27 protein-coding genes are annotated in these 25,713 nt (G+C 73.5%); 16 read left to right on the forward strand and 11 right to left on the reverse strand.

The window, feature by feature from the left end; translation table 11 throughout:
• Positions 1–57 precede the first annotated feature (57 nt).
• From ABT048_RS24150 to ABT048_RS24165, 4 genes are all read left to right on the forward strand, one after another.
• Positions 58–888, forward strand: coding sequence for a helix-turn-helix domain-containing protein (locus ABT048_RS24150; protein WP_350523547.1), 831 nt, complete (start codon positions 58–60; stop codon positions 886–888).
• On the forward strand, positions 885–1,079 hold the full coding sequence (locus ABT048_RS24155) for a DUF397 domain-containing protein (RefSeq protein WP_350523548.1): 195 nt from the start codon (positions 885–887) through the stop codon (positions 1,077–1,079). Before ABT048_RS24150 ends, ABT048_RS24155 begins: the two co-directional genes overlap by 4 nt.
• Positions 1,070–1,273 (forward strand): DUF397 domain-containing protein, encoded by a 204-nt coding sequence (locus ABT048_RS24160; protein ID WP_350523549.1) that lies wholly within the window; start codon positions 1,070–1,072, stop codon positions 1,271–1,273. The genes ABT048_RS24155 and ABT048_RS24160 overlap by 10 nt, the downstream gene beginning before the upstream one ends.
• 65 nt (positions 1,274–1,338) lie before the next feature.
• Positions 1,339–1,806, forward strand: a complete 468-nt coding sequence (locus tag ABT048_RS24165) for an NUDIX domain-containing protein (protein WP_350523550.1) — start codon at positions 1,339–1,341, stop codon at positions 1,804–1,806.
• A 28-nt stretch (positions 1,807–1,834) separates the two neighbouring features.
• Here ABT048_RS24165 and ABT048_RS24170 read toward each other — a convergent pair whose 3' ends face one another.
• From ABT048_RS24170 to ABT048_RS24180, 3 genes are read right to left on the reverse strand one after another with little or no spacing between them, the layout of a single operon-like run.
• On the reverse strand, positions 1,835–2,311 hold the full coding sequence (locus tag ABT048_RS24170; RefSeq protein WP_350523551.1) for a DUF7919 family protein: 477 nt from the start codon (positions 2,309–2,311) through the stop codon (positions 1,835–1,837).
• Between the two features lie 36 nt (positions 2,312–2,347).
• The gene (gene hrpB / locus ABT048_RS24175; RefSeq protein WP_350523552.1) at positions 2,348–4,858 is read right to left on the reverse strand and encodes an ATP-dependent helicase HrpB; all 2,511 of its coding nucleotides are present in this window, start codon (positions 4,856–4,858) and stop codon (positions 2,348–2,350) included.
• Positions 4,859–4,863: 5 nt separating this feature from the next.
• Entirely contained in the window at positions 4,864–5,730 is an 867-nt protein-coding gene (locus ABT048_RS24180) for a class I SAM-dependent methyltransferase (RefSeq protein WP_350523553.1), read from the reverse strand.
• 414 nt (positions 5,731–6,144) lie between these two features.
• Between ABT048_RS24180 and rpsA the strand changes: the two genes are divergently transcribed.
• Together rpsA and ABT048_RS24190 are read left to right on the forward strand one after the other, a co-directional pair.
• Positions 6,145–7,635 carry a 30S ribosomal protein S1 gene (gene rpsA / locus ABT048_RS24185; protein ID WP_316520647.1) on the forward strand — a complete coding sequence of 497 codons (1,491 nt, stop codon included), beginning with the start codon at positions 6,145–6,147 and terminating at the stop codon, positions 7,633–7,635.
• Positions 7,636–7,829: 194 nt separating this feature from the next.
• Positions 7,830–10,070 (forward strand): MMPL family transporter, encoded by a 2,241-nt coding sequence (locus tag ABT048_RS24190; RefSeq protein ID WP_350523554.1) that lies wholly within the window; start codon positions 7,830–7,832, stop codon positions 10,068–10,070.
• A gap of 77 nt (positions 10,071–10,147) precedes the next feature.
• Here the strand turns inward: ABT048_RS24190 and ABT048_RS24195 are convergent, their stop codons facing one another.
• Positions 10,148–10,579 (reverse strand): MarR family winged helix-turn-helix transcriptional regulator, encoded by a 432-nt coding sequence (locus tag ABT048_RS24195; protein ID WP_350523555.1) that lies wholly within the window; start codon positions 10,577–10,579, stop codon positions 10,148–10,150.
• Positions 10,580–10,641: 62 nt separating this feature from the next.
• On the opposite strand from ABT048_RS24195, the gene ABT048_RS24200 reads away from it, so the two are divergent.
• Together ABT048_RS24200 and coaE are read left to right on the forward strand one after the other, a co-directional pair.
• A complete protein-coding gene (locus ABT048_RS24200) occupies positions 10,642–11,283 on the forward strand; it encodes an MBL fold metallo-hydrolase (protein WP_350523556.1) in 642 nt (213 codons plus the stop codon).
• Between the two features lie 100 nt (positions 11,284–11,383).
• A complete protein-coding gene (gene coaE / locus ABT048_RS24205; RefSeq protein ID WP_350523557.1) occupies positions 11,384–11,983 on the forward strand; it encodes a dephospho-CoA kinase in 600 nt (199 codons plus the stop codon).
• Positions 11,984–12,053: 70 nt separating this feature from the next.
• On the opposite strand, the gene ABT048_RS24210 is transcribed toward coaE, so the two are convergent.
• Positions 12,054–13,289, reverse strand: a complete 1,236-nt coding sequence (locus ABT048_RS24210; RefSeq protein WP_350523558.1) for a sensor histidine kinase — start codon at positions 13,287–13,289, stop codon at positions 12,054–12,056.
• Between the two features lie 102 nt (positions 13,290–13,391).
• Between ABT048_RS24210 and ABT048_RS24215 the strand changes: the two genes are divergently transcribed.
• Positions 13,392–14,144: a GNAT family N-acetyltransferase gene (locus tag ABT048_RS24215; RefSeq protein WP_350523559.1), complete on the forward strand. Its 753-nt coding sequence runs from the start codon at positions 13,392–13,394 to the stop codon at positions 14,142–14,144.
• A gap of 7 nt (positions 14,145–14,151) precedes the next feature.
• Here ABT048_RS24215 and ABT048_RS24220 read toward each other — a convergent pair whose 3' ends face one another.
• Positions 14,152–14,883: a CTP synthase C-terminal region-related (seleno)protein gene (locus ABT048_RS24220; protein ID WP_350523560.1), complete on the reverse strand. Its 732-nt coding sequence runs from the start codon at positions 14,881–14,883 to the stop codon at positions 14,152–14,154.
• 70 nt (positions 14,884–14,953) lie between these two features.
• Between ABT048_RS24220 and ABT048_RS24225 the strand changes: the two genes are divergently transcribed.
• From ABT048_RS24225 to ABT048_RS24235, 3 genes are all read left to right on the forward strand, one after another.
• Positions 14,954–15,862: a LysR family transcriptional regulator gene (locus ABT048_RS24225; protein WP_350523561.1), complete on the forward strand. Its 909-nt coding sequence runs from the start codon at positions 14,954–14,956 to the stop codon at positions 15,860–15,862.
• Positions 15,863–16,019: 157 nt separating this feature from the next.
• On the forward strand, positions 16,020–16,574 hold the full coding sequence (locus ABT048_RS24230) for a GNAT family N-acetyltransferase (RefSeq protein ID WP_350523562.1): 555 nt from the start codon (positions 16,020–16,022) through the stop codon (positions 16,572–16,574).
• 154 nt (positions 16,575–16,728) lie between these two features.
• Entirely contained in the window at positions 16,729–17,334 is a 606-nt protein-coding gene (locus ABT048_RS24235) for a hypothetical protein (protein WP_350523563.1), read from the forward strand.
• A gap of 220 nt (positions 17,335–17,554) precedes the next feature.
• Here the strand turns inward: ABT048_RS24235 and ABT048_RS24240 are convergent, their stop codons facing one another.
• The 3 genes from ABT048_RS24240 to ABT048_RS24250 form a co-directional block, all read right to left on the reverse strand.
• Positions 17,555–18,358, reverse strand: a complete 804-nt coding sequence (locus ABT048_RS24240) for a hypothetical protein (protein ID WP_350523564.1) — start codon at positions 18,356–18,358, stop codon at positions 17,555–17,557.
• A 560-nt stretch (positions 18,359–18,918) separates the two neighbouring features.
• Complete coding sequence (locus ABT048_RS24245) at positions 18,919–20,178, reverse strand: alpha/beta hydrolase (protein WP_350523565.1); 1,260 nt, start codon at positions 20,176–20,178, stop codon at positions 18,919–18,921.
• Between the two features lie 36 nt (positions 20,179–20,214).
• Positions 20,215–20,946 (reverse strand): class I SAM-dependent methyltransferase, encoded by a 732-nt coding sequence (locus ABT048_RS24250; protein WP_350523566.1) that lies wholly within the window; start codon positions 20,944–20,946, stop codon positions 20,215–20,217.
• Positions 20,947–21,279: 333 nt separating this feature from the next.
• Between ABT048_RS24250 and ABT048_RS24255 the strand changes: the two genes are divergently transcribed.
• Together ABT048_RS24255 and ABT048_RS24260 are read left to right on the forward strand one after the other, a co-directional pair.
• The gene (locus ABT048_RS24255) at positions 21,280–21,717 is read left to right on the forward strand and encodes a hypothetical protein (RefSeq protein WP_350523567.1); all 438 of its coding nucleotides are present in this window, start codon (positions 21,280–21,282) and stop codon (positions 21,715–21,717) included.
• A gap of 138 nt (positions 21,718–21,855) precedes the next feature.
• Entirely contained in the window at positions 21,856–22,377 is a 522-nt protein-coding gene (locus tag ABT048_RS24260) for a GNAT family N-acetyltransferase (RefSeq protein WP_350523568.1), read from the forward strand.
• On the opposite strand, the gene ABT048_RS24265 is transcribed toward ABT048_RS24260, so the two are convergent.
• The gene (locus ABT048_RS24265; protein WP_350523569.1) at positions 22,374–23,300 is read right to left on the reverse strand and encodes an aminoglycoside phosphotransferase family protein; all 927 of its coding nucleotides are present in this window, start codon (positions 23,298–23,300) and stop codon (positions 22,374–22,376) included. The two genes, ABT048_RS24260 and ABT048_RS24265, sit on opposite strands and share 4 nt — an antisense overlap.
• 43 nt (positions 23,301–23,343) lie before the next feature.
• The gene (gene soxR, locus ABT048_RS24270; protein ID WP_350523570.1) at positions 23,344–23,916 is read right to left on the reverse strand and encodes a redox-sensitive transcriptional activator SoxR; all 573 of its coding nucleotides are present in this window, start codon (positions 23,914–23,916) and stop codon (positions 23,344–23,346) included.
• A 57-nt stretch (positions 23,917–23,973) separates the two neighbouring features.
• Here soxR and ABT048_RS24275 point away from each other — a divergent pair, with 57 nt between their 5' ends.
• Both ABT048_RS24275 and ABT048_RS24280 read left to right on the forward strand, forming a co-directional pair.
• The gene (locus ABT048_RS24275) at positions 23,974–24,726 is read left to right on the forward strand and encodes a thiamine pyrophosphate-binding protein (RefSeq protein ID WP_502894071.1); all 753 of its coding nucleotides are present in this window, start codon (positions 23,974–23,976) and stop codon (positions 24,724–24,726) included.
• 68 nt (positions 24,727–24,794) lie between these two features.
• Positions 24,795–25,688, forward strand: coding sequence for a transketolase family protein (locus ABT048_RS24280; RefSeq protein WP_350523571.1), 894 nt, complete (start codon positions 24,795–24,797; stop codon positions 25,686–25,688).
• Positions 25,689–25,713: the final 25 nt, after the last annotated feature.

Here is a 25,713-nt window from a genome sequence, read left to right on the forward strand (position 1 = left end):
CTAGGCTTCAGAGCTGTTCAACGTGGCTGTTTTGTTTGATTGGTGGGGTGAATCGCCGTGAACAAGAGGGAACTTGATCCTCAGACCTCCCCTGCGGCCGAGTTCGGAGCGTTCCTTCGCGAGTCGCGCGAGCGACGAGGGTGGACGCAGGAACACCTTGCAGGGTTGGTTGGCTGCACCTCGTCCCACATCTCGGCTCTTGAAAATGGCCGGAGGAAACCAACCCGACGGATCGCAGCAGCACTTGACGGTGCATTCGGCACATCGCAGGCGGGAACGTTCAAGCACAAGGCAAGCGACGTCAAGTACAGCGCACTACTGGAAGGCTTTGCCGAGTTCGTCACTCAAGAGCATCGGGCCGTCGAACTGCGACTCTTCGAGCTCGGCATCGTGCCGGGCCTGCTGCAGACGAAGGAGTACGCAACAGCCATTGCGGCGGGTGCTGTGCGCCGGAGAACCATCACTCAGGACCAGGCGGACGAGCGAGTGCGCGTCCTCATCAACCGGCAGGCGGGCATGCGCCGGGAGCCACCGCCCTTGATCCATGTGGTCATGGATGAGAGTTGCATTCGTCGGATCGTGGGTGGGGGCGCTGTGATGGCGGCTCAGCTCGACCGTCTGGTCGAGTTCGCCGAGGAGCCCACCGTGAGGCTTCAGCTTGCCCCGTACCAGCTGGGGGAGGACAGGGCCTTTGATCTTCCGGTGTCCATTCTGACGTTGCCCGACCGATCGCTGATCTCCTATGCCGAGAGCGCACACCAAGGGCGTTTGGAGAGGGACGGCAGCGCCGTGACAGCCGAGTTGGCGTCCTACTATCAGCTGCAAACGCATGCTCTTTCACAGGCGGACTCGGTGGCGATGATCCGCGAGCTACGGAGGCAACTATGACCCTCGACTGGTTCAAGTCCAGCTACAGCAGCAATGGCGGGCAGTGCATCGAGGTGTCCGACAGCGTGCCGGGCACCGTTCCTGTGCGCGACTCCAAGGACCCGTATGGCCCGGTTCTCATCTTCCCTGCGGCGGCCTGGGAAGCGTTTGTGGTGGCAGTCCGTGAAGGTGACGTGCCGACATGGGTCTGACTGGCACGCTGACCTGGCGTAAGAGCTCGTTCAGCGCCCAGCAGGGACAATGTGTGGAGGTTGCAGTCGGCGACCCCTGTCAGGTGCCTGTCCGGGACTCCAAGGACCCTCGCGGTCCCGTGCTCTCCTTCCCCGTCGACGCATGGCAGTCCTTCGTGACCGCCGTTCGCTTCGGGGAGTTCGGTGACGTCTGACGCGTCGTGTGAGCGTCGCGCTAGTAGGAATGTGTGGACGAACCCGATAACGGAGGTGGCGGATCATGGCCAGGCGTGACTACGAGGACGACCCGAACGCCCCCGCGGCCAACTCCCTCGTCCCGGCGGCGTCCGTCGTCGTGGTCGACGATGCGGGCCGGGTCCTCCTCCAGCGCCGTACCGACAACGGGATGTGGGCCCTGCCGGGCGGAAAGATGGACATCGGTGAGTCGCTCGCGGGGTGCGGGGTCCGGGAGACGCGTGAGGAGACCGGCATCGACATCGAGATCACCGGGATCGTCGGCACCTACACCGACCCCCGGCACGTCTTCGCCTATGACGACGGGGAGGTCCGCCAGGAGTTCTCCATCTGTCTCCTCGGGCGCCCGCTCGGCGGGGAGTTGCGGGTGTCCGACGAGTCCTACGAGGTGGCGTGGTTCGCCCCGGCGGAGACGGACGGTCTGCCGATGGTGTCGAACATCCGCAGGCGGTTGGCCGACTGGCGCTCGGGGGAGTTCCCCGTGGTGCGTTAGCCGGTTCGCGCCGTGAGGTTCGCGGGCCTCACTCCAGCATGCGTTCCGCGTCGTCGGGAACCCAGGGGAACGGGACGTCGGGCCACCGTGCGGCGGCCCAGGCATCGAGGTCCACGGCCATGACGGCGTCGACGAAGACCTGGGGCGGCCGGTAGCCGTGGGCAGTGATGTAGTGGGTGATCAGGAACGGAGCGGCGTAGGCGATGCCGGGCTCGCCCGGGATCCGCACCTCCCCGTTCCCTTCGGGAGCCACTTCCTCGGGGCACAGGCCGCAGTCGTGGAAGCCGCGGCAGACGTTCATCCACTGGACCTTCTGGACGGCTTCCAGCTTCTCGACGAAATGGCCGGGGACCGGCCCGGTCGCGTACGTTCGGTCGGACTCCAGCCAGCCGACATTCAGACGGGTGTATGTCGGCCGGTACCTGAGCGCGTAGAAGTTCGACCCGCTGTCCGTGAACGAGTCGTTGGCCTGGTAGCTGTACTCGCTGAGGTCTTCGTAGAACACCCGGGGAGTATCGTCGCCCCCGCCGATCCGTGCCTGCTATTTCCTGGCGTTGGTGCGCTTGGTGGGCTCGGCCGTGGTCGGGTCCTCGGGCCAGGGGTGGCGGGGGTAGCGGCCCCTGAGATCCGCCCTCACGGCGTGGTAGCCGTTCTGCCAGAACCCCTCCAGGTCGCCGGTGATGGCGGCGGGGCGGCCGGCGGGGGACAGCAACTGCACCGTCAGCGGCACGCGGCCGCCGGCCAGGGCGGGAGCGGCCTTCCAGCCGAACAGCTCCTGCAACTTGACGGCCAGCACGGGGCGTTCGGTGCTGTAGTCGACCCGTATCTTCGACCCGGACGGCACGGTGATGCGTTCGGGGGCCAACTCGTCCAACCGCCCGGCCTGTCCGCTCGCCCACGGGAGCAGGCGCTGCAGCGCTGCCGTCGTGTCGATCCTCGTGAGGTCGGCGCGGCGGCGGGCGCGGGAGAGTTCGGGCTCCAGCCACTCGTCGGCGCGTTCCAGCAGGGCCTCGTCGGACACGTTCGGCCACGGATCTCCGAGGGCGGCACGGAGGAACGCCAGGCGTTCGCGGAGGTTGGACGGGAAGGTCAGTAGCTCGCTGACGCCCTCGCGGGCGAGGCCTTCGAGGATGGCGGCCCGGACAAGCGCCGGGTCGGGGCGGTCCAGCCGCTTCTCCGCCAGTTCGATGGCGCCCAGCGACTCCACCCGGCGGGACACCACCTCACCCCGCCGGCTGTCCCAGTGGACCTCTTCGCGGGTGCCGAGCAGTGCCGCACCGGCCTGCAGCGCAGTGTCCTCGTCCAGTGCCGCCGCGTGCAGCACCCGCGCGGAGTGCGATCCCGCGGGCCGGTCGGCGACCGCGACGGCGAGCCACGGCAGCGCGCCGAGCCGGGTGTCGCGGGAGAGTTCGGCGGCCGTCCCCGAGGCCATCAGGTACGGGCTGCGCTCGCCGGGCGCCGGGCGTTCGACCCTCGCCCTCGCGATCCGCTCCGGGAACGCCAGGGCGACGATCAGCCCGACGGCGGTCGCATCGCCCAACGCCGTGGCGGGTTCGTCGCCCGCGGCGCGCTGCAGCCGGCGGACTTCGTCGCGCCAGCGCCCGGCGTAGGGGTCGCGGGAGTCCTTCACTCCGCGCCACACCGCGCCGAGGTCGTCCCCCAGCGCGCGCGGCGGCTCTTCGGAGAGCAGCGCGACGACCTCGGCGGCCCGGCGGGCGCCCACGGCGGGTGCGCCGTCGACCAGGGCCCGCCCCAGCCGGGGGTGCAGCCCGGTCCTGGCGAGCCGTACACCGCGCGCCGTTGCGCGCCCATCAGCGGAAACGGCCCCGAGGGCGAGCAGGGTTTCCCGGGCGGCGGCCATCGCGCCGGCTGGGGGCCGGTCGGGCAGGGCGAGGCCGGTGGCGTCCGGGTCTCCCCAGCAGGCGGCCTGGAGGGCGAACGACGTGAGGTCGGCGAGGGCGATCTCGGGGGTGGGGAACCGTGCGGCGCGGGCGTCCTCGGCCTCGTGCCAGCAGCGGTACACCGTGCCCGGGGCCTCGCGCCCGGCCCGTCCGGCGCGCTGGCGGGCGGCGGCGAGTGAGGCCCGGACGGTGACGAGCCCCGCGAGTCCCCGGGCGTGGTCGGTGCGGGGTTCGCGGGCGAGCCCGGCGTCGACCACGACGCGTACGCCGGGCACGGTGAGGGAGGATTCGGCGACGGCGGTGGCCAGCACCACCCGGCGGCCCTCGGCCGGGGTGAGGGCGGCGTCCTGGACGGCCTGCGGGGCGCGCCCGTGCAGCTGCAGCACGTCCGCGGGCACGGCGGCCAGCTGTCCGGCGACCCGGGCGATCTCGCCGACGCCGGGCAGGAAGCAGAGGACGTCGCCCTCGCGCTCGCTCAGCGCCCGCCGTACGACGGCCGCGACGTGGTCGAGCAGGGCCGGGTCGACCCGGGTGCCGTGTGCGGGCCGGACGGCGCGCGGCGGGGGCGCCCAGAGGACGTCCACCGGGTGGGAGACCCCGTGCGCCTCCACCACGGGGGCGCCGCCGAGGAGTTCGGCCCAGGCCTCGGTGTCGGGGGTGGCCGAGGCGCAGACCAGTCCGAGTTCGGGCCGCAGTGCCGCCCGGACGTCCAGCAGGAAGGCGAGTGCCGTGTCGGCGTCCAGGTGCCGCTCGTGGCACTCGTCGAGGACGACGACGTCCACGCCGGGCAGTTCCTGGTCGCGCTGGAGCCGCTGCAGCAGCACGCCGGTGGTGACCACCTCGACGACCGTCTCCGGGCCGACCCGGCGCTCGCCGCGCACGGTGTAGCCGACTTCGCGGCCCACGGCGGATCCGAGCAGCCAGGCCATCCGCCGGGCGGCGGCGCGGACGGCGAGCCGGCGCGGTTCGGCGACCAGCACCCGGCGCACCGGCCGGCCGTCGCCGAGCAGTCCGGCCAGGGCGAGCGGCACCAGGGTGGTCTTGCCGGTGCCGGGCGGGGCGGCGAGGACGGCGGTGCCGTGTCCGGCGAGGGCGTCGTGCAGTGCGGGCAGGGCGGTGCGGACGGGCAGGTCGTGCCAGGCCGGGGTCACGTGCGTCAGCCCCGCTCCGTGACGAAGATCGCCGTGCCGGGGATCAGGCGCCCGCGGAGCGGGGACCAGCCGCCCCACTCCTGTTCCAGGCCGGCCGGCCACTCGGGCTCGACCAGGTCCAGCAGGCGGAAGCCCGCGCCGACGAGTTCGCGGACCCGGTCGCCGACGGTCCGGTGGTGCTCGACGTAGGTGGCGTGGCCCTGCTCGTCCTGCTCGACGTAGGGGGTGCGGTCGAAGTAGGAGGACATCGCGGTGAGGCCCTCGACGCCCGGCTCGTCCGGGAAGGCCCAGCGGATCGGGTGGGTCACCGAGAACACCCAGCGCCCGCCGGGCCGCAGCACCCGGTGCACCTCGCGCATCAGGGCGGCGGTGTCGGCGCTGAACGGGACGGCGCCGTAGGCGGAGCAGGCGAGGTCGAAGGCGCCGTCGGCGAAGGGGAGGACGGCGGCGTCGGCCTGGACGACCGGGACGGGGACGGCGCCGCGGCCGAGGTCGATCCGGCGGGAGTGCTGGAGCTGGCGGTAGGAGATGTCGAGGGCGACGGGGCGGGCGCCGCGGCCGGCGAGCCAGCGGGAGCACTGGGCGGCGCCGGCGCCGATCTCCAGCACGTCCTTGCCGGCGACGTCGCCGAGCAGGTGGGTGTCGGCCTCGTCGAGGCCTTCGGGGCACCAGGTGAAGCGGTCGTCGCCGAGGAAGTCGCCGTGTTCGTCCTGGTACTCGTCGGCGTTGCGGTCCCACCAGTGCCGGCTGGCGCGGCTGCTCTCCCCGGTGCCCGCGTCGCGTCGGACCGCGTCGTCGTCGGCCTCCTCGGCGGATGCGTCAAGATCGTGGAGGTCTGACTGGGGGGTGGTGGCCACGGTGACAATGCCCATCGCGTAGGGTATGGAGTGCGGAAGCGCCGCTGCCGCGAACCGGCCCCGAGAGGGGTCCGGATCCTGGCGGTGGCATCCGGGGAAGGGCCCCTGCGGGCGCCGCCGCGAGGCGCGCAATCGGAGGATATGGCCTGATCCGTACCAGGCTCCACCGTCTTGACTCTCTTGGCGTTGACCGTGCCTGGCCGTCCCCGTATGCTACAAGTTGCGCTGCGGGCCTGCGCGCCTCAGACGGAGCAGGTCGCGCTCGCATCTGTCGAAGACCCCACGGTCGCAAGACGGACGCCGATTCCCGTTGTCACGGGAATGCCGGTGCGCCGTGTTCTTGGCTGTCCGGCTTTCGGTGGGAGCGATACGGGCCCTCCGCGTGGCATTACCTACGACTTTCATGTCCGTACCGGAGCCCTTTTCCTAATGACGAGCCCCACCGACTCCTCCCTCAGCACCACCCCGCAGGTCGCGGTCAACGACATCGGCGACGCGGAGGCCTTCCTCGCCGCCATCGACGAGACCATCAAGTACTTCAACGATGGCGACATCGTCGAGGGCGTCATCGTGAAGGTCGACCGTGACGAGGTCCTCCTCGACATCGGTTACAAGACCGAGGGCGTCATCCCGTCCCGCGAGCTCTCGATCAAGCACGACGTTGACCCGCACGAGGTCGTCGCCGTCGGTGACAACATCGAGGCCCTGGTTCTCCAGAAGGAGGACAAGGAGGGTCGTCTCATCCTGTCCAAGAAGCGCGCTCAGTACGAGCGTGCCTGGGGCACGATCGAGAAGATCAAGGAAGAGGACGGCATCGTCACCGGTACCGTCATCGAGGTCGTCAAGGGTGGTCTCATCCTCGACATCGGCCTCCGCGGCTTCCTCCCCGCCTCGCTGGTCGAGATGCGTCGCGTCCGCGACCTCCAGCCCTACGTGGGCAAGGAGCTTGAGGCCAAGATCATCGAGCTGGACAAGAACCGCAACAACGTGGTCCTGTCCCGCCGTGCCTGGCTGGAGCAGACCCAGAGCGAGGTCCGCCAGACCTTCCTCACCACCCTGCAGAAGGGCCAGGTGCGCTCCGGCGTCGTCTCCTCGATCGTCAACTTCGGTGCCTTCGTGGACCTGGGTGGCGTCGACGGCCTGGTGCACGTCTCCGAGCTGTCCTGGAAGCACATCGACCACCCGTCCGAGGTTGTCGAGGTCGGCCAGGAGGTCACCGTCGAGGTTCTCGACGTTGACATGGACCGCGAGCGCGTCTCCCTGTCGCTGAAGGCGACCCAGGAGGACCCGTGGCAGCAGTTCGCCCGTACGCACCAGATCGGTCAGGTCGTCCCGGGTAAGGTCACCAAGCTGGTTCCGTTCGGTGCGTTCGTCCGCGTGGACGAGGGCATCGAGGGTCTGGTCCACATCTCCGAGCTGGCCGAGCGCCACGTCGAGATCCCGGAGCAGGTCGTCCAGGTCGGCGACGAGATCTTCGTCAAGGTCATCGACATCGACCTGGAGCGTCGCCGCATCAGCCTGTCGCTGAAGCAGGCGAACGAGGCCCTGGGTGCCAACCCGGCCGAGGTCGAGTTCGACCCGACCCTGTACGGCATGGCCGCCTCGTACGACGACCAGGGCAACTACATCTACCCGGAGGGCTTCGACCCCGAGGCGAACGACTGGCTGCCCGGCTTCGAGAAGCAGCGCGAGGAGTGGGAGCGCCAGTACGCCGAGGCGCAGACCCGCTTCGAGCAGCACCAGGCCCAGGTCATCAAGAGCCGCGAGGCCGACGCCCAGGCTGCCGAGGAGGGTGGCGACGCCGTCGCCGCTGCCGCCGGTGGTTCCTACTCGTCCAGCAGCGACGAGGGCTCGGGCGCCCTGGCCTCCGACGAGGCCCTGGCCGCCCTGCGCGAGAAGCTGGCCGGTGGCCAGAGCTGAGGCTCTCGCTTCCCGCTAGCCGATAGCTAGTAGATGGGCCCCACCCGGAATTTCGGGTGGGGCCCATTTGGTTTTCCGCTTTGACTTATGTGTGTTTTATGTGAAGGAAAGTGTGAGATGGGGCTCATTGCCCTTCTATAGGTCGAAGTTCGGGTTCCGCCTACATTGAATGGAGCTGCCCGAAAGGCTCCTTCATGCGAAACCCCTCGTCCGACGCCCCCGTCACCCCCGCCGCCGTGGTCGGCGGCCGGCTCGCGGCCCTCGGCCGGTTCTGCTTCCGCCACCGCCGCTGGGTGCTCGGCTTCTGGGCCGTCGTCCTGGTCCTCGGTGTCCTGATCGGCGGCCGGGTCTTCGAAGGCTCGGTGGCGGGGGCCTCCTCCGCCAGCGCCGAGGCCGACCGGGGCAGCGCGGTGGTCACCGCGGCCGACCCGGTCAAGGGCACCGTCACCGCCGTGGTGGACGGGAAGCCGGTGGACGATCCGGCGGTGAAGGCCGCCGTCGAGAAGGCCACCGCCGAGATCTCCGCCCTGCCCGGGGTCTCCTCCAGCCTCGACGCCTACGGCCCCGGCCCGGCCCCGGCCGCGCTGCGCTCCGCCGACGGCACGGCGAGCCTGGTGACCGTCCGGATGGCCGACACCGCGACCACCGCCCAGACCGACGCCGTCACCGAGCGGCTCACCGCGCTGAACGGCGCGGGCGGCGCGCACGTGACCGTCGGCGGGGACCTGGTGCTGCAGGACGAGGTCAAGAAGCAGACCGAGAAGGACACCCGCTTCGGCGAGATGGTGACGCTGCCGCTCACGCTGGTCGTCATGGTGCTGGTCTTCGGCGGGCTCTCGGCGGCCTCGCTGCCGGTGATCGGTGCGGTCGCCTCGGTGGGCGGTGCGCTGCTGGCCATGTTCGGGTTCAGCCAGATCATGGACATCGACACCAGCGTGCTGCCGATCGCGACCGTGCTGGGGCTCGGGCTCTCGATCGACTACGCGCTGCTCATGGTGAATCGTTTCCGCGAGGAACGCGGCCACGGCGCGGGCATCGCCGCCGCCGTCGAGCGCACCGCGGCGACCGCCGGGCGCACCGTGGCCTTCTCCGGGCTGACCGTGGCCGTGGCGCTGTCCGGTCTGTTCGTCTTCACCAGCCCGGTGCTCGGGGCGGTGGCCGCCGCCGGAGTGAGCGTGGTGGTGATCGCCGTCGCCGCCGCGCTGACGCTGATCCCCGCGCTGCTCGGCTTCGCCGGCTCCCGGATCAAGACGCCCACCTCGCCCGTACCGGATGAGGGGTTCTTCAGCCGGACCGTCCGCCGGGTCCGCAAGCGGGCCGTGCTGGTCACGCTCGCCTCCGTGGCGCTGCTGATGGCGGCCGGGGCTCCGTTCCTCCACGCCGAGATGCGCAACTCGGGCGCCGCCGTGCTGCCCGCCTCCTCGGCGGGGCGGCAGGTCGCCGAGACCGTCGACCAGCGCTTCCCGCAGGTCTCGGCCGCGCCGATCACGGTGGTGGTCGAGGGCGGCGCGACGGTGGCGCAGGCGTACGCCGACGAGGTGGTCGCCAAGCTGCCCGGGGTGAGCGGGGTACGGGCGGTCAGCCCGGTGAGCGACGCCGTCTCCACCATCGACGTGCTGGTGAAGGGGGACCCGCAGGGCGGGCAGGCCAAGCACGTGGTCGAGGAGCTGCGGGCGGACCGCGGCGGGTTGAAGACCTACGTCACCGGCGGTGCGGCCTCGGTGGTCGACTTCCAGAAGGAACTGCTCTCGCGCGGGCCGTGGGCGCTGGGGCTGGTCGCGGCGGGCACGCTGGTGCTGCTGTTCCTGATGACCGGCTCGGTGGTGATGCCGGTCAAGGCGCTGCTGATGAACCTGCTGTCGCTGGGTGCCTCGCTCGGCGCGCTCACCCTGGTGTTCCAGGACGGGTACTTCAGCGGGCTGCTCGGGTTCAGTCCGACGGGCGGGCTGGAGACCTTCATCCCGGTGCTGGTCTTCGCCTTCGCCTTCGGGTTGTCGATGGACTACGAGGTGTTCCTGCTCGCCCGGATCAAGGAACTGCGGGACAAGGGGCACAGCTGCACCCGGTCGGTGGAGCTGGGTGTCCAGCGCAGTGGTCGGATCATCACCTCGGCGGCACTGCTGATGGTGATCGTCTTCGCCGGGTTCGCGCTCGGGGACATGCTGATGGTCAAGCAGATGGGCATCGCGCTGGCCGTCGCCGTCGCGGTGGACGCCACCCTGGTGCGCTGCCTCCTGGTGCCGGCCGCGATGAGCCTGTTCGGCGAGTTCAACTGGTGGGCGCCCGCTCCGCTGCGGCGACTGCACCGGCGCTTCGGGCTGAGCGAGCACGTCGAGCTGCCGGAGATCGAGCCGGCGGTGATCCCGGCGCCACGGCCGGCGGCCGGGGAGCCCGCGGCCGGGGAGCCGGTGGGCACGGACCTGGTGAAGGCGTAGCTGTTCCGGCGCTCGTCCCTCGGCGTCCCCCGGTGGCCTGAGCCGCCGGGGGACGTCCGGTTTTCGGGGTGGGCGGCTCAGGACAGGCGGCTCAGAAGGCCGACCGCGGCGCGGAGCCGGTCCTGCTCGGCGGGGGTGAGGCGGGACTCGATGGCGGCCGCGATGCGGTGTTCGCGGCGGGCGCGCTGGTCGAGGAGGGCGGCGTGGCCGGCCTCGGTGGCGGCGATGAGCTGCTTGCGGCCGTCGGTGGGGTGGGGCTGCTGGGTGACCAGTCCGGCCTCGGCCATCAGGGCGACGGTGCGGGCCATCGACTGGTGGCGGACGCGCTGGAGGTCGGCGAGTTCCGCGACGGTGCAGGAGCGCTCGTCGCGGACCAGCAGACCGAGGACGGCGGCCTGGTTCTGCGGCAGCTCGTCGCTGTCGCGCAGGGAGCGGACCAGGCTCCCAAGGGCGGCGCGCAGGTCCGCGGCGAGTTCCAGGGTGTCCGGGTGCGGGGCTTCGCTGGGCATGGCAGAAGTCTACCCGGAAGATCTACAGCATCGCTGTACAGCTTTGCTGTATGGTTTCGGGCATGCGAATCACCAAGTTCGGACATGCCTGCGTACGCGTCGAGCACGGCGACACCACCGTCGTCGTCGACCCCGGAGTGTTCACCGACCCCGCCGCGCTGGCCGGCGCGGACGCCGTCCTGATCACCCACGAGCACATGGACCACTTCGAGGAGTCCCGGCTGCGCGCCGCCCTGGAGGCCGACCCGGCGCTGCGGGTGTGGACCAACACCGCCGTCGCCGCCCAGCTGGAGGGCGTGGCGCAGCGGGTCACCGCGGTCGGCGAGGGGGACGCCTTCGAGCTCGGCGGCCTCGGCGTCTCGGTGCACGGCGAGTGGCACGCGGTGATCCACCCGGACATCCCGCAGGTGCGCAACATCGGTTTCCTCTTCGACGGCCGGCTCTTCCACCCCGGTGACGCGTTCACCCTGCCGCCGCACGCCGTGGACACCCTGCTGCTGCCGCTCGCGGCGCCGTGGAGCAAGGCCTCCGAGGTGATCGACTACGTCCGGGAGGCCGGGGCGCACCGGGCGGTGCCGGTCCACGAGGCGGTGCTCAGCCCGGTCGGCTTCGCCGTGCACACCCGACTGGTCGGACCGGACGGGCCGGGCACGGGCTCGGAGCTGGCCGTCCTCGGGGACGGGGAGAGCCTGGAGCTGGGCTGACCGCCGGGTGCGGAGCGGGTGCCGCCCGGGTGCGGAGCCGGCGCCGCCGGGTGCCCGCCCGGTGCTGACGGGCCCGGTGCGGCGCCGGTAGCCTGACGCCATGCTGAAGATCGGACTGACGGGTGGCATCGGCGCGGGCAAGAGCGAGGTGTCCCGGCTGTTCGCCGCGCACGGCGCGGTGATCGTGGACTCCGACGTGATCGCCCGCGAGGTGGTCGCCCCCGGGACGGACGGTCTGGCGGCCGTCGTCGCCGAGTTCGGCCCGCAGGTGCTGCGGGAGGACGGCGCGCTGGACCGTCCGGCCCTCGGGGCGGTCGTGTTCGCCGACCCGGAGCGGCTGAAGGCGCTGAACGCGATCGTCCACCCGCTGGTGCGGGCCCGCTCCGCCGAGCTGGAGGCGGCGGCCGCCCCGGACGCGGTCGTGGTGCACGACGTGCCGCTGCTGGCCGAGAACGGGCTGGCGCCGCTGTTCGACCTGGTCGTGGTGGTCGACGCCGCCGACGAGGTGCGGGTGGACCGGCTGGTGCGGTTGCGCGGGATGGCCGAGGAGGAGGCCCGGGCCCGGATGGCCGCGCAGGCCTCGCGGGCGGACCGGCTGGCGATCGCCGACCTGGTGATCGACAACGGCGGCGGGCTGGCGGAGCTGTCGGCCCGGGTGGACGAGGTCTGGGCGGAGCTGGCGGAGCGCGCGGCGGTCTGAGCCGCGGGGTGGTCGGACCGGCCTCCCAGGCCCGGCCCCGCAGGCTCGGGCCCTGCCGGGCCGCGCCGGGTCAGCCGGTCCGGCCGGCCCCGAGCGGCAGCCGGGCCCGGACCGCGAAGCCGCCCTCGGCCGTCGGCCCGGCGTGCAGGGTGCCGCCGAGATCGCCGGCCCGGGTGCGCATGCCGGTCAGGCCGTGCCCGCCGGAGGGCAGACCGCTTCCGTCGGCCGCCGGTGCGTGGCCACCCGTCGGCCCGTCGGACTCCGCCGCAGCCGGGGTGTTGACCACCGCCAGGCGCAGCCCGTCCGGCCGGACCTCGACGGTGACGGCCACCTCGGCCGCCGGGGCGTGCTTGTGCGCGTTGGTCAGCGCCTCCTGGACGATCCGGTACGCCGCGTACTGCACGGCGGGCCCGGGCGCGGGCAGTCCGTCGGCCGGGCCGGTGACGGTCAGGCCGACCGCCAGCCCGGCCTGCCGGGACTCCTCGACCAGGGTGGGCAGGCCGCGCAGCGAGGGCGCCTGGTCGGCGGCCGTGGTCAGCACGCCCAGCAGGCCGCGCAGTTCGGTGAGCGCCTGCAGCCCGAGGGTGCGGATCAGGCCGAGCGTCTCCCGGACGGCCGCCGGGTCCTCGGCCCGGGCGACCTGACCGGCGCCCGCGTGCAGTGTGATCAGTGACACCCGGTTGGAGACCACGTCGTGCATCTCCCGTGCGAGCCGGGAGCGTTCGGCGGCCGCGGCGCGCTCCTCGACGTGCCGGCGGGCGTCCTCCAGCAGCCGGTTGCGCTCGCCCAGGAAGCGGTTGCGCTCCGCGAGCACCCGGACGGTGTGGGCGCGGTGGTGGGTGGTCAGCCCGAGGAGGATCGGGACCGCGCCGAAGACCAGCGGGTCCTCGATCAGGCCGGCCAGCGAGGAGGGGGTGGTGACGTCCCCGAGGTCGAACGGGACGATCAGCCGCAGTTCGGCCGCGGCCGCCAGGACGTACAGCAGCGTGGTGGTGCCGCGCCGCGCGGCCAGCCCGTAGAGGGCGACGGCGAGCGGGAGTTGACCGCTCACCAGGGTGGCCGCGGTGACCGCCGCGGGATGCCGGCGCCGCAGGGCCAGGGCGAGGGCGCCGAACGCCATCAGGCCGGCGTTGACCGACGGCGAGGTGGTCGGGCCGAAGTCCGGGTCGTTCGCGGCGAGCGGGACGAGCACCAGCATGACCAGGGCGGTCGGCGCGAGGGCCCGGACCGGGCGGGGCAGACGCACCGGCGGCCAGGGCGGCGGCGCGTCGGGGTCGACGGCCGACCGGTCGGTGAGGTGCTGCATGAGGGGCATGCTTCCACACCGGGGTCCGACCGGGATGATCGTCCGACCGTGTGGCCGGGAAGGGGCTGTTGCGAGGATCCCGGCGGGGAGAACATGGCGGGCATGAGTGATCATTTTTCGTCCGGGGCGCAGTCGGCCGAGTCGCAGTCGGCCGAACGGCGCCGGACCGGGCCGCATCTGACCGACCAGCAGCCGACCGACGCGACCCCTTTCGACCCGCGCCCCGCCGATGCGACCCCTTCCGACCCGCGCCCCGCCGATGCGACCCCTTCCGACCCGCGCCCCGCCGATGCGACCCCTTTCGCCCCGCACACGACCGACGCGACCCCGACCGAGCGGCACGTGGCCGTCGAACGGCTGGAGCAGTACTCCCGCGCCGAGCAGGAGGAGATCCTCGGCCCGGGGGCCGACCCGTACGGGGTCGCGTACACCGGGCTGACCTACCTGCCCAAGGAGATCCACTTCGGTGTCCGGGCCGCCGACGGCCGGCTCGTGGCCCACACCGGGCTGCGGCCCCTGCCGCTCACCGCGGGCGGCACCGACCTGACGGTGATGGGCGTCGGCGGGGTCTGCGTCGCCCCCGACCGGCGCGGCGGCGGCCTCGCGCACGCCGTGGTCGGGACCGCCCTGGACCACGCCCGCACCCTCGGCCACCGGCGCGCGCTGCTGTTCTGCCGCCCGCCCCTGGTCACGCTCTACCGGGGGCTGGGCTTCCGCGAGGTGACGCAGGAGGTGACGGTGGAGCAGCCGGAGGGCCGACTGGCCGTGATGCCGCTGCGCACCATGTGGGCGCCGCTGGCGGCGGGGGCCGACTGGCCGGAGGGGCCGGTCCGGCTGCGCTCGCTGCCGATGTGAGGCCGGATCAGGCGCGGGCCGCCGGCGCGGAGGACTCCGCGTGGGCCACGGCGGCGGCAGCCAGTGCGCGGATCGCGGCGTGCGCCCGGGTGCCGTCGCCGGACAGCTCGGGCTGGAACAGCGAGGCGAGGAAGAACGGGTGGTCCGGCAGTTCCAGGATCCGCACCTCGCCCGACTCGTCCGCGCCGCTGAACCGCAGGCCGTGCGTGCTCAGCCGGTCCAGGTAGGCGGCGTTGAGGCCGTACGCGCAGTGGTAGCGCTCCAGGGTGCGGGTGGTGCCGAAGACGCGCTCGGCGAGGCTGCCCGGGGTGATGGCGACGGCGCCCTCGTGGCCGACCAGTGAGCAGCTCAGCGGGGCGATCACCTGCTGCTCCCCGTCGGGCTGCTGCTCGCCGTGGACGGCTCCGGCCAGGCCGCAGACGTTGCGGGCGAACTCCAGGACCGCGTGCTGGAACCCGGCGCAGGTGCCGAGGAAGGGGATGCCGCGTTCGCGGGCGGTGCGCACGGCGGCCACCGCGCCCTCCTCGCTGCGGTAGGGGCTGCCGGGCAGCAGCCAGACGGCGTCGAAGCCGTCCAGGGCGCCGGCGGCCGCGGCGTCCTCGGTGGGGATCCAGTAGGCGTCCAGCACGAGGTGGTCGTGCTCGGCGAGGGCGTCGAGCAGGCCGGGGATGCGGGCGTGCGAGCGGACGGCGGGGGAGCGGTCGCCGACGAGGGCGACCCGCGGGGTCAGGTAGGTCATGCGGCTATCCTGACCCCGCACGCGAGATCAGCGCCAACGATGATTTCTTACACCTCGATCAGATCGGTTGATGGCCGCCGTGGATCCCCAGCAGCTGCGCACCTTCGTCACCGTCACCCGCCTCGCCTCCTTCTCCGACGCGGCGCGGGAACTCGGCTACACCCAGTCCGCGGTCTCGCAGCAGATCGCCGCGCTGGAGGCGGACCTAGGTACGGCCCTGCTGGTCCGCCGCCCGGTCGGCCCCACCGAGGCGGGGCGTCGGCTGCTGGAGCACGCCGCGCCGCTGCTGGTCCGCCTGGAGGCGGCGCGTGCCGACGTCGCGCGCCTGGCCGGCGCCCCGAGCGCCCGGCTGGTGGTCGGCGCCACGGCGCCCGCGGTCGGGGCGGTGCTGGGGCGCGCGCTCGGCGAGGTGCGCCGGGCGTACCCGAGGGTGCAACCGGAGGTCCGGGTGCTCGCCCAGGACGTGCTGCCCGCGCAGGTCGCCACCGGCGAGGTCGACCTCGCCCTGATCGACGGCCTGGCCGCGCCCAGCGACCCGCTGCCACTGCCGGAGGTCGGCCCGCTGCGGACCGTCGCGGTGGACGAGCAGCCGGTCGTCGTGGTCCTGCCCGCCGGCCACCCGCTGGCGGGCCGCGCCGGCCTCGCGCTCGCCGACCTCTCCGCGGCCCGCTGGCTGGACGCCCCCGACCTCACCCCGCCGGTCGCCCGGCTGCGCGCGGTGGCGGGCGTCGACGGCTTCCGGCCCGCCACCCGCTACCGGGGGACCGACCTGCACGGGTTGCTGGCACTGGTCGCCGCCGGGCACGGCCTCGCGCTGCTGCCCGAGCCGGTGCCGGCCGGGGTGCCCGGGGTCGGGTGCGCGCCGATCGCCGCGCCCCGGCTGGTGCACCGCACCGAACTGGTGCACGGGAGCCTGCCGGAGGGGCCGGCGGCGCTGCTGGCGCGGCTGCTGGAGGGGGTGCCGGCCGACTCCGCCTGACCGGCGGCCTCCGTGCGGCGGTGCGGCGGTTCGCGGTTCGCGGTGCGGCGGTCTGCGGTGCGGCGGTGCGGCGGTTCGCGGTGCGGCGGTCTGCGGTGCCGGCCGGTTGCTTAAATCGGGTTGCGGGGGCCGTCGGAGCCGATGGAATGATCATGCAATGAGCATCATCATCAGACGGGTACGGCAAGAGGATTGGGCGCGGGTCAAGGAGATCCGCCTGGACTCACTGCGGGACCCGGTCGCGGCCATCGCCTTCCTTGAGACCCACGAGCAGGCGGCCGCCAGGCCGGACGAGTTCTGGCAGGACCGCGCGGCGCGGTCGGCGACCGGCTCCGCCGTGGCGCAGTTCGTCGCTGAGGACACGGACGGGCGCTGGCTCGGCGCGGTCAGCGTGGTGGTCGAACGGCCTGGCGGGCCGGGGGCGTTGGAGGGAGACGTCGTCCGGGTCGAGCAGACGCACATCGTGGGCGTCTACGTCCGGCCCGAGGCGCGCGGCACCGGGCTCGCACCCGATCTCATCCGGGCGGCCCGGGACTGGTCCTGGTCGCTCGCCGAACCCCGGATCGAGCGGGTGCGGCTGTTCGTGCACGAGGACAACGCCCGCGCCGAGGCGCTGTATGTCAAGGTCGGGTTCGAGCCCTCCGGCGTGGCGCTGCCCGTCCCGGGTGACGCGTCGCACCGGGAGATCGAACTGGCGGTCTCCCGGGGCTGATCGCCGCGCTCCGGGGCAGTGCTCCGGGGTCGTTCTCCGGGCCGTCCTGTGGGGTCGGCGGGCGATCCGGGAGGGCGGCCCCGGGGGTTGTGAAGACGAGGTCACCTGGCGTTCACGTCCCGGGGCTGACGGTCGTCGCACATCCGGTGCTGTCATGAACACAGCTGCCCGGCGAACGGTCGGGCCGACCCTGGAGATCTTCCCCATGATGCTCCGTCAGCGCCTGACCGTCGTCGCCTCGGCGGCCGCCCTGACCGTCGCCGGGCTCGCCGCGGGCACAGCCCACGCGGCCGCCCCGGCGACCGCCACCGCGAAGTCCCGTGCGCTCGCCGCGAGTTGTTCGCAGGACTACCTGCCGCTGCCCGACCCGTCCTGCACCCCGGGTGCGTACAACCCGGACGTCACCCAGGACACCATCGGGCAGACCATCTGCGTCTCCGGCTGGACCGCCACCGTCCGCCCGCCGACCAGCTACACCAACCCGCTGAAGGTGCGCCAGATCGCCGAGTACGGCTACGACGACACCAGCACGGCCGACTACGAGGAGGACCACCTCGTCCCGCTGGAGCTCGGCGGCGCCCCGCGCGACCCGGCCAACCTGTGGCCCGAGCCGCGCTACGGCACCGAGCCGGCGCAGAGCAAGGACTCCGTCGAGACCCGGCTGAAGAACGCGGTGTGCAGCGGCCGGGTGAGCCTGGACGACGCCCGCGGCGCGATCGCGAGCGACTGGACCACGGCCCTCAGCGTCCTGGGGCTGTGAGGCGCGCCGAGGTTCCGGAGCGCCACGGTTCCTGAGCGCCGCAACTCCGGGGCGTCCGAGCTCCTGAGCGCCGCGGCTCCCGGGCGCCCCTGACGCGGTGAAGCCGGTTCACCGCGGGCGGGCGCGAAGGAGCCGCCCGGTCCGTCCGGTCCCCTGTGCCGGACGGGCCGGACGGCCGTCTGTGGGGTGGTGCGGGCGCCCGGGTGCGGCGCCCCGCGGATCAGCCGCAGCCGGGCAGGGCCTCGCACATCGGCGCGGTCATCCCGGTGCCGACGTACTTGTCCTCGGGGGCCTTCCAGGCGTCCTTGGGCTGGGCGCCGGCCTTGGTGGTCGCCCAGACGGACAGCTCGCTGACCGTCCCGCCGTCGGTGACCGCGTACTCGTGCAGGGTGACGGCGGTGCCGTCGGCCTGCGGGATCGTCAGGACGGCGGCGAAGTACGGCGCGTCGTCGGCGCTGTTGACCTTCACGGTGGCCCCGGGCGCGGTCTTGGCGCAGCCCTTGAGTGCGTCCGTCAGACGCTGGTCGACCATGTTGGTGGTCTGCTTGGTGCCGCTGCTGTGGGTCGGGTCGCCGACGAAGAGCAGGGTCTGCTGGGCCGTCCAGCGGTCGCCGCCGAAGCCGACCGAGGCCTTCGCGGAGGCGGTGCCGGCGAACCCGTACTCGTCGTCCTTGGCGATCGGGGCGTGGCACAGCTCCATGCCCTTGAACTGGACCGGGCCGGTCTGCGGCTTGGCGTTGGCCGCCAGCGGCGCGTAGTGGTAGGTCTCGTCCATCGGGATGCTCTTGGTGTCCATCCAGGCCTTGGCCGGGATGGTCTTCGCGGCTCCGTCGGTGCCGGCGGGCTTGCCGGTGCCCGTGGCGGGGGCACCGCTGGGGGCGGCGCCGGTCGCGGCGGCGGTGGACGGAGCGGGTGCGGCGGTCTTGCCGCCGTCCGCGCCGCTGTTGTCCGGTCCGCAGGCGCTGAGGGCGCCCAGGCAGACGAGGGCTGCGGCGGTGGCGGTGACCAGGCGGGTGCTGCGCAACTGACGAATCCTCAAGTGTCCGGTGGCGTGGATCGGGGTCGGGTGCGCGTCGGTCGCGGGCCGCTGGTGCGCGGCACCGCCCGTCCGCCCCCGCCGCCCGGGCGACCCGTGGTCGCGGGCACTCGGCATGGCTCTTCCTCCCCCGTTGACGTGCTGCCGTCCGGCTCCTGGCCGCGCCGCCCTCCTCGGGTTTGAGGGGCGGTCAGCGCCGGTGCTGCGTCGACGGCGGTCGAAACCTATGCCAAGCGACCGTCGGGAGCAAAGCGGGATTCCGGCGGACGCCCGGGTGGCCCGGGTGGTTGCAGGGCAGTGATGGGGAACGTGTGTGCGGGCGCGGCGGGAGCTATGCGCGGGGTGCGGGGGATTCCTGGAGCGGCCGGACACGGTCAAGTGCCGCCCTGAGCAGGGGATCCACGCCGACGGAGCGCGGTGCTGCGAGCGCGTACGGTGCCCCGGCCGCGCCGGAGGACGGACCGTGGGCGGCCCCCGACACCAAGGCTTTCCCACGCGGTGGCCCCGGGCCGGCGAGCGTCGGAGGGGCCGGGGCGGGAGCCGGGCGGCTACCCGTGGGTGCCCGGGACGCCGAGCTGCTGGGCGAGCCAGGGGAGCGCCTGGGCGAAGGTCGCGGCGCCGGTCTGCCAGCTGTGCTTGCCGGAGCCGACGGCGGAGACGGTGCGGATGCCGTCCTTCCGGGCGGCCGCCTCCAGGGCCTTGGCGGACTCGATCTGGCCGTGCTCCTCGTCGCCCTGGCCGAAGTAGCCGGAAACGCCCTGGTACCGGGGGTGGTGGGCGAGCACCGTCAGCGGGTCGTGGGCGGCCCAGGCCGCGGCGTCGCCGCCGTACAGCTCCTGGACGGTGTGGTCCTTGTCGCCGATGAACGGGCCCCGGTCGCCCGAGAAGTCGCCGAAGTGCGTGAAGACCCCGGGGTGTTCGACGGTCAGGTCGACGGCGCAGGTGCCGCCCATCGACCAGCCGGCCACGCCCCACTTGTGCGGGTCGGTGGCGGCGTTGAAGGTCTTCTGGACGAACGGCGGGACGTCCTTGACCAGGTGGGTCTCGGCGTTGCCGTGCGGGCCGTCCACGCACTCGGTGTCCACCCGGAAGCCGCCGGTGGCGTCGACGAAGACCAGGATCGGCGCGAAGCCGTTGTGCTGGGCGGCGAACGCGTCCGCGGTCTTCACGGCGTTGCCGGAGCGGATCCAGTTGTCCGGCGCCGCGAACTCGCCGCCGATCATCTCCAGCACCGGCAGCTTGGGCCTGCTCTGGCTGCGGAACCAGGCGGGCGGCAGGTACACCAGCTCCTGGCGGTGGGCGAAGCCGCCGGTGGTGTCCGGTATGTCGACCTGGACGATGCGGCCGGTGCTCGTCCTGCCGTGGAGGGAGGCGAGTTCGGCGAGCGTGACCTGCTGCGGCAGCGGCCCGCCGCCGAGCTCACCGATCGCGTCGCCCAGGGTCGGGTAGTAGCCGGTGGCGGCGTTCAGGCTGTTCGCGGCGCAGAACAGCGCCAGCAGGACGGTCGGCACCACCAGCAGTCGCCGCCACCACCGCGCGCCGCGCCAGCCGAACCCGAGCACGCACAGGGCCGCGACGGCCACCCCGCTCCACAGCCACACCCCGTACGGGATCGGGTCGGTGATCCCGCTGAGCGTCACCACGGAGACGGCGGCGACGGCGGTGACCGCCACCGCCGTCCCGAGCGCGACCGGACCCCACTTCAGCCGCCACGCCCGGTCCCGCCGGGCCACCGAGCCCAGGAACACCGCGAGGGCCGCGGCCTGCACCGTCCAGGGGAACCAGCCGTCCAGCAGGGAGACGTTCATGGGGCCGGAGGCTAGGCGCGGAGGATGAGAGTCTGGTTAGAGACTGGTAGTTCGCTGGAAGAGACCTGTGAGGAGGAAGGGGAGACCGAAGAGCCCGGAGCCCGGCGGCCGGGCCGCCATCGGGCGGATCTCCAGCGGCGTGAGCTCGCGGAACAGCGAGCGGAGCTCGTCGGGGGACCACGCCAGGCCGCCCTCCAGGGCGCCCAGCCGGTACAGCTCCTCGTCGGGCCGCTCGGACCCCATCGCCCCGGCGGCGAACGCGGTGACGGCGAAGTGCCCGCCCGGTGCGAGGACGCGGTCGAGGAGGGCGAGGTAGCTGACGCGGCGGTGCGGCGGCAGGTGGTGCAGGCAGCCGGAGTCGTAGACCAGGTCGTACCGGGCGTGCGGGAGGTCGGCCTCGAAGATGCTCGCCCGGTGGAAGCGCACGGCGGCGCCGACCCCGGCCTCGCGGGCGCGCTCCTCGGCCCAGGCGACGGCGGCGGAGGAGACGTCGACGGCGTCCACCTCGAACCCGCGGGCGGCCAGGTGGATCGCGTTGCGGCCGGGCCCGCAGCCGAGGTCGAGGGCGCGGGCGGGCGCGTGCCCGGCGCCGGGGGAGAGCAGGCCGCGGTCGAGATAGGAGACCAGGTTCTCGTCCGGCTCGGGGGTGAAGAACGGGCGGTCGGCGGAGCGGTCGGCATAGAAACGGTCCCACCAGGCCTCGGCCGGCGGGAACAGCCGGTCGAGGAGGGCGAGGACGTCCTCGGCGGTGCGGATCGTGCGGTTCATGCGGCCGAGCGTAGGCGGCCCGGCGGGTGGCAGCGAGCGACGCGAAATCCCTTGTGGGGCAGGCTGTCGGGGCCCCGGCCGTGGTGGTGGGACGGGGTGGTTCCGGGCCGGTCCGGCGTACGGCGGCGTGCCCGCCGCGCGTCGGGAAGGGCCCGTTCCGCGGAGCCGCCGGGGCCCGCGGGAGCGGGGGCGGCATAACGTTTCGGGCAAGGCTGCGAGCGGGCCCGGCGGGCGTCGGGGCGGCCTGCCGCCGTGTGGGGGTGTGTTAGATTCGAACGCGTTCAAATGTATGCGTTCACCTACGTGCCCGGGGGATCCATGGAAGCGGTGCCGGTGAGCGCCCGTGTGTTGTCGGGGCTCGGGGGTGTCGTGTTCCTCCTGCCGGTGGTCGCCGTCGTCGACGGGTTCGGTACGGCCGGGGCGTTCCTGTACGCGGCCGGGCTGCTCTGCGTGGCGGCCTGCGCCGTGCCGCCCTTCTTCGGCGGCCGCAAGCACTTCCGGGTCGCCTGCGCGGCGGCCGGAATGGCCGTCGCGGCGGTGTCGGTGCCCTGTGGCCTCGTCGGCGTCCTGTTCGCGCTGGCGGTCGACGGCTGGCCCCTCTACCTGGCCTTCCTCGCCCTGCCGGTCACCGCGATCGCCGGGCTGATCGCGGGGTTCCAGCGGGCCCGGGGCCGTGAGTGCGGCCGTCGGGCGGCGGTGGTCGCCCGGGTGTGCGCGGCGGTCACGGCGACCGGCTGGCTCGCCGTCGACCTGTGGGCACTGCCGCTCTAGCGACGCGAAGCGAGGCGATGTGACGCGATGCGGCGCGGCCCGAGCCCGTGCGGCCCGAGCTCGTGCGGCCCGAGCCTGTGCGGCCCGGAGCCCGGCAGCCGAGGAACTCGTCGGCGGGGAGTGGTCGTTGGGGCCGGTGTGACCGACGAAACGATCCTCCTCGCCCCGATCGCCGAGGCCGACCTCGCCCGGCTGGAGGGGCTGGTCGCCGACCCCGAGCAGCTGGGCCCGTTCCAGTGGTTCGGCTGGCGCGATCCCGGCCGGTTCCGCCGCACCTGGGCCGAGGACGGCCTGCTGTCGGACGAGCGGTCGGTGCTGGCGGTCCGGGTCGGCGGCGAGTTCGCGGGATTCGTCGCCTGGCGCCGGATGAACGCCGCGACCAACGCCCCGTACTGGAACATCGGCATCCAGCTCCGTCCGGAGGTGCGCGGCCGGGGCATCGGCACCGCGGCCCAACGCCTGCTCGTGGACTACCTGTTCGCGCACTCGCCGGTGATGCGGCTGGAGGCGGACACCGAGACCGGCAACCACGCTGAGCAGCGGGCGCTGGAGAAGTGCGGCTTCACCCGGGAGGGCGTGCAGCGCGCACTGACCTTCCGGGGCGGGCAGTGGCGCGACGTCGTCCGCTACGGCCTGCTGCGCACGGATCCGCGGGGCTAGCCCCGCGCCCCGAACCACTCCTCGGCGAGGGCGTCCAGCGTTCGGGCGGCGGGCTTCAACTCCCGTAGGTACCACGGCAGGTTGCTGTAGACGTGGAGCAGTGTGTAGGCCATCAGCAGCCGCGGCTCGACGGCCCGGCCGTAGGCGGCCAGCAGCTGCCCGAGGAGGTGCGGGTCGGCGCGGGTGGTGAAGAGGCCGACGGCGACGAGGTCGTAGGCAGGGTCCCCGATCATGGCGGGCTCGAAGTCGAACAGGCCGGTCAGGTGCCAGTCGGCGGCCGGGTCGGTGAGGAGGTGCTCGCGCATGAACTCGGTGTGCAGCAGGGCGCGTCCGGGCGCCGCCGGGAGCGGGGCGGCGGCGAGGAAGTCCGGGATCTGCTCGGACCAGGCCTCCGGCAGGCCGCGCTCCCGCTGGCGGGTGACGGCGCCGGCCCGCTGATCGTCGAGGAAGGCGTGCCAGTCGCCGGGGCCGAGGACGTCGGCGAGCGGTTCGGCGTCGAGGGCGTGCAGGGCGGCGAGCGCCTCGCCGCAGTCGCGCGCGATCCGCTCGCGCTCGGGCCGGGGGATGCGCGGCCAGGCGGGCGCCAGGCCCTCGCCCGGCAGCCGGGACATCAGCACGTAGCGCCAGCCGTTGACGTACTCGCCGGCCTCGCGCACCACCGGGGTGGGGATCGGCAGCGCGCCCCGCAGCCGGTCCAGGACGCGCGCCTCGACGAGGCCGTCCCGGGCGCCGGCGGCCGGGAACAGCTTGAGGACGTGCTCGTCGCCGACGGCGTAGACCGGGACGGAGCCCTCCGCGAAGCGTTCCAGCGGCAGTCCGCCGACGCCGAGCCGGGCGCACAGCGCCTCCGCGCCGGGGCGCATCACCGACTCGTCGGGGACGACCGCGTCCCATTCCTCGTCCGTCAGTACCAGAGGCAGCACGGGCGCACCGTAGGCAGAGCCGGGCCCGCGCCGCAAAGGTTTTTCACCGCTCCTGCGGGGCCGCGCCGTACGCGTCGCCGTACGCGTCGCCGTACGCGTCGGCGGACGGCGGGACCGGCTCGGGCCCGGCGGCCGGGTCGCGGGTGAGCAGGTAGCGGGCGCCGGGGCCGGCGTCGGCGGCGCGGTCGCCGGCGTTGTAGAGGGCGCAGCGGGCGAGCGAGAGGCAGCCGCAGCCGATGCAGCCGGACAGCTTGCGCTTCAGCAGTTCGAGTTCGGCGATCTGCTCGTCGATGCGGCCCTGCCAGGACTCGGCCACCCGGTCCCACTCGGCGCGGGTGGGCGCCGGGCGGTCGGGGAGGCGGTCGAGGGCGACCCGTGCCTCGTCGAGGGAGAGGCCGACCCGTTGGGCCGCGCGGATGAACGCGATCCGGCGCAGGGTGCCCCGGGTGTAGCGGCGCTGCCCGCCGGTGGTGCGGGTGGCGTGGATCAGGCCGAGGCTCTCGTAGTAGCGCAGCGCGGACGCGGCGAGGCCGCTGCGGTCGGCGAGTTGGCCGATCGTGAGCAGGTCGCTGTGGTGCGGGCCGGCGGTGCGGCGGTCGTCGGGGTGGGCCGTCATGGGAGCCCACTGTAGCCGCTTGACCTCAAGCTGGCTTTAAGTTGCACGATCGTGGTCATGACGACGAACGCAACCGCGGGATCCGTGACCGAGATCCGTTCCGGGAGCCGTGCCCAGGCCCGCCCCGAGGCCCGGTTCGAGGACCTGCCGGCCCTGATGGCACTGATGACCGGCGCCGAGAAGCACGGCCCGGCCGCCACCTCCACGCTGGACGTGCTCTGGGTGCTGTACGACCGGGTGCTGCGGGTCGGCCCGGCCACCGCGCAGGAGCAGGACCGCGACCGCTTCCTGCTCTCCAAGGGCCACGGGCCGATGGCGTACTACGCGGTGCTCGCGGCCAAGGGCTTCATCGACCCCGAGGTGCTGCCGAGCTTCGGCGGCTACGACTCGCCGCTCGGCCACCACCCGGACCGCACGCTGGTGCCCGGCGTGGAGATCTCCTCCGGCTCGCTCGGGCACGGCCTGCCGCTGGGCGTCGGCACGGCGCTCGGGCTGCGCGCGCAGGGCCTGACCGACGCCGCGGTGTGGGTGCTGGTCGGCGACGCCGAATTCGACGAGGGCTCCAACCACGAGGCGGTCGCCTTCGCCGGGTCGTACGGGCTGGAGCGGCTGCACGTCGTGGTGATCGACAACTCGTCGGCCACGCACGGCTGGCAGGGCGGCATCGCGCAGCGGTTCGCGGCCGCGGGCTGGTCGACCGCGACGGTGGACGGCCGCGACCACGAGGCGCTGCACCGGGCCTTCACCGCCGAGCACCCGGGCCGCCCGCACGTGGTGGTCGCCCGGGTGGAGCCCAAGGAGAACCACTGAGCATCCGGCCGCCCCGAGAGCGCCCGGACGAGCACGCCGAACCCGCATTCCCGGAAGGAACGTCACCGATGGACACCATGCGCGACCGCTTCGTCGCCGTCACCACCCGCCTGCTGGACGAGGACCCCCGGCTGGCCGTGGTGCTCGCCGACATCACCGCGGCCGCCTTCACCCCGGCCCAGGAGCGTCACCCCGACCGGGTGGTCAACGTCGGCATCCGCGAACAGCTGCTGATCGGCGCGGCCGGCGGCCTGGCGCTGAGCGGGATGCGGCCGATCGCCCACACCTTCGCCAGCTTCCTGATCGAACGGCCCTTCGAGCAGGTCAAGTTGGACCTGGTCCACCAGGGCGTGGGGGCCGTCCTGGTGAGCGCGGCGGGCTCGTACGACTGGCCGGCCGGCGGCCGCACCCACATGTCCCCGGGCGACGTCGCGCTGCTGGACACCCTGCCGGACTGGACCGTCCACGTCCCCGGGCACCCGGACGAGGCCGAGCAACTGCTGCGCCACGCGTACGCGGACGGCGACCGCAACGTGTACGTCCGGCTCTCGGCGCACCAGAACGCCGCGCCGGTGGCGGTCGAGCCGGGCCGCTTCAGCACCGTCCGCACCGGCTCGCGCGGGGTGGTGCTGGCCGTCGGGCCGATGCTGGACGCGGTGCTCGCGGCCACCGAGGGCCTGGACGTCACGGTGCTGTACGCGGCGACGGTGCGCCCCTTCGACGCGGCCGGGCTGCGGGCGGCGGTCGGCGAGCGGGCGGAGGTGGTGCTGGTCGAGCCGTACCTGGCCGGGACGTCGGCGAACGAGGTGCACGAGGCGCTGGCCGACCGCCCGCACCGGGTGCTGGGCCTGGGCGTGCCGCGCGAGGAGCACCGGCACTACGGCTCGATCGCGGAGCACCTGGCCGCCTACGGCCTGGACGCGCCCGCGCTGCGGGAGCGGATCGGCACCTTCCTCTGGTGAGCCGGCCACGGTCCCCGGGGCCGCG

The organism is Kitasatospora sp. NPDC096140 (genome assembly GCF_040303045.1).
Lineage (GTDB): Bacteria > Actinomycetota > Actinomycetes > Streptomycetales > Streptomycetaceae > Kitasatospora.

What these genes read in the sequence shown, in the direction of transcription:
- ABT048_RS24155 (WP_350523548.1), top strand. Translation starts at nt 885, where the DNA reads ATGACCCTCGACTGGTTCAAGTCCAGCTACAGCAGCAATGGCGGGCAG.
- ABT048_RS24160 (WP_350523549.1), top strand. Translation starts at nt 1,070, where the DNA reads ATGGGTCTGACTGGCACGCTGACCTGGCGTAAGAGCTCGTTCAGCGCC.
- ABT048_RS24165 (WP_350523550.1), top strand. Translation starts at nt 1,339, where the DNA reads ATGGCCAGGCGTGACTACGAGGACGACCCGAACGCCCCCGCGGCCAAC.
- ABT048_RS24180 (WP_350523553.1), bottom strand. Translation starts at nt 5,730, where the DNA reads ATGGGCATTGTCACCGTGGCCACCACCCCCCAGTCAGACCTCCACGAT.
- rpsA (WP_316520647.1), top strand. Translation starts at nt 6,145, where the DNA reads ATGACGAGCCCCACCGACTCCTCCCTCAGCACCACCCCGCAGGTCGCG.
- ABT048_RS24190 (WP_350523554.1), top strand. Translation starts at nt 7,830, where the DNA reads ATGCGAAACCCCTCGTCCGACGCCCCCGTCACCCCCGCCGCCGTGGTC.
- ABT048_RS24195 (WP_350523555.1), bottom strand. Translation starts at nt 10,579, where the DNA reads ATGCCCAGCGAAGCCCCGCACCCGGACACCCTGGAACTCGCCGCGGAC.
- ABT048_RS24200 (WP_350523556.1), top strand. Translation starts at nt 10,642, where the DNA reads ATGCGAATCACCAAGTTCGGACATGCCTGCGTACGCGTCGAGCACGGC.
- coaE (WP_350523557.1), top strand. Translation starts at nt 11,384, where the DNA reads ATGCTGAAGATCGGACTGACGGGTGGCATCGGCGCGGGCAAGAGCGAG.
- ABT048_RS24210 (WP_350523558.1), bottom strand. Translation starts at nt 13,289, where the DNA reads ATGCAGCACCTCACCGACCGGTCGGCCGTCGACCCCGACGCGCCGCCG.
- ABT048_RS24215 (WP_350523559.1), top strand. Translation starts at nt 13,392, where the DNA reads ATGAGTGATCATTTTTCGTCCGGGGCGCAGTCGGCCGAGTCGCAGTCG.
- ABT048_RS24220 (WP_350523560.1), bottom strand. Translation starts at nt 14,883, where the DNA reads ATGACCTACCTGACCCCGCGGGTCGCCCTCGTCGGCGACCGCTCCCCC.
- ABT048_RS24225 (WP_350523561.1), top strand. Translation starts at nt 14,954, where the DNA reads ATGGCCGCCGTGGATCCCCAGCAGCTGCGCACCTTCGTCACCGTCACC.
- ABT048_RS24230 (WP_350523562.1), top strand. Translation starts at nt 16,020, where the DNA reads ATGAGCATCATCATCAGACGGGTACGGCAAGAGGATTGGGCGCGGGTC.
- ABT048_RS24235 (WP_350523563.1), top strand. Translation starts at nt 16,729, where the DNA reads ATGAACACAGCTGCCCGGCGAACGGTCGGGCCGACCCTGGAGATCTTC.
- ABT048_RS24245 (WP_350523565.1), bottom strand. Translation starts at nt 20,178, where the DNA reads ATGAACGTCTCCCTGCTGGACGGCTGGTTCCCCTGGACGGTGCAGGCC.
- ABT048_RS24250 (WP_350523566.1), bottom strand. Translation starts at nt 20,946, where the DNA reads ATGAACCGCACGATCCGCACCGCCGAGGACGTCCTCGCCCTCCTCGAC.
- soxR (WP_350523570.1), bottom strand. Translation starts at nt 23,916, where the DNA reads ATGACGGCCCACCCCGACGACCGCCGCACCGCCGGCCCGCACCACAGC.
- ABT048_RS24275 (WP_502894071.1), top strand. Translation starts at nt 23,974, where the DNA reads ATGACGACGAACGCAACCGCGGGATCCGTGACCGAGATCCGTTCCGGG.
- ABT048_RS24280 (WP_350523571.1), top strand. Translation starts at nt 24,795, where the DNA reads ATGGACACCATGCGCGACCGCTTCGTCGCCGTCACCACCCGCCTGCTG.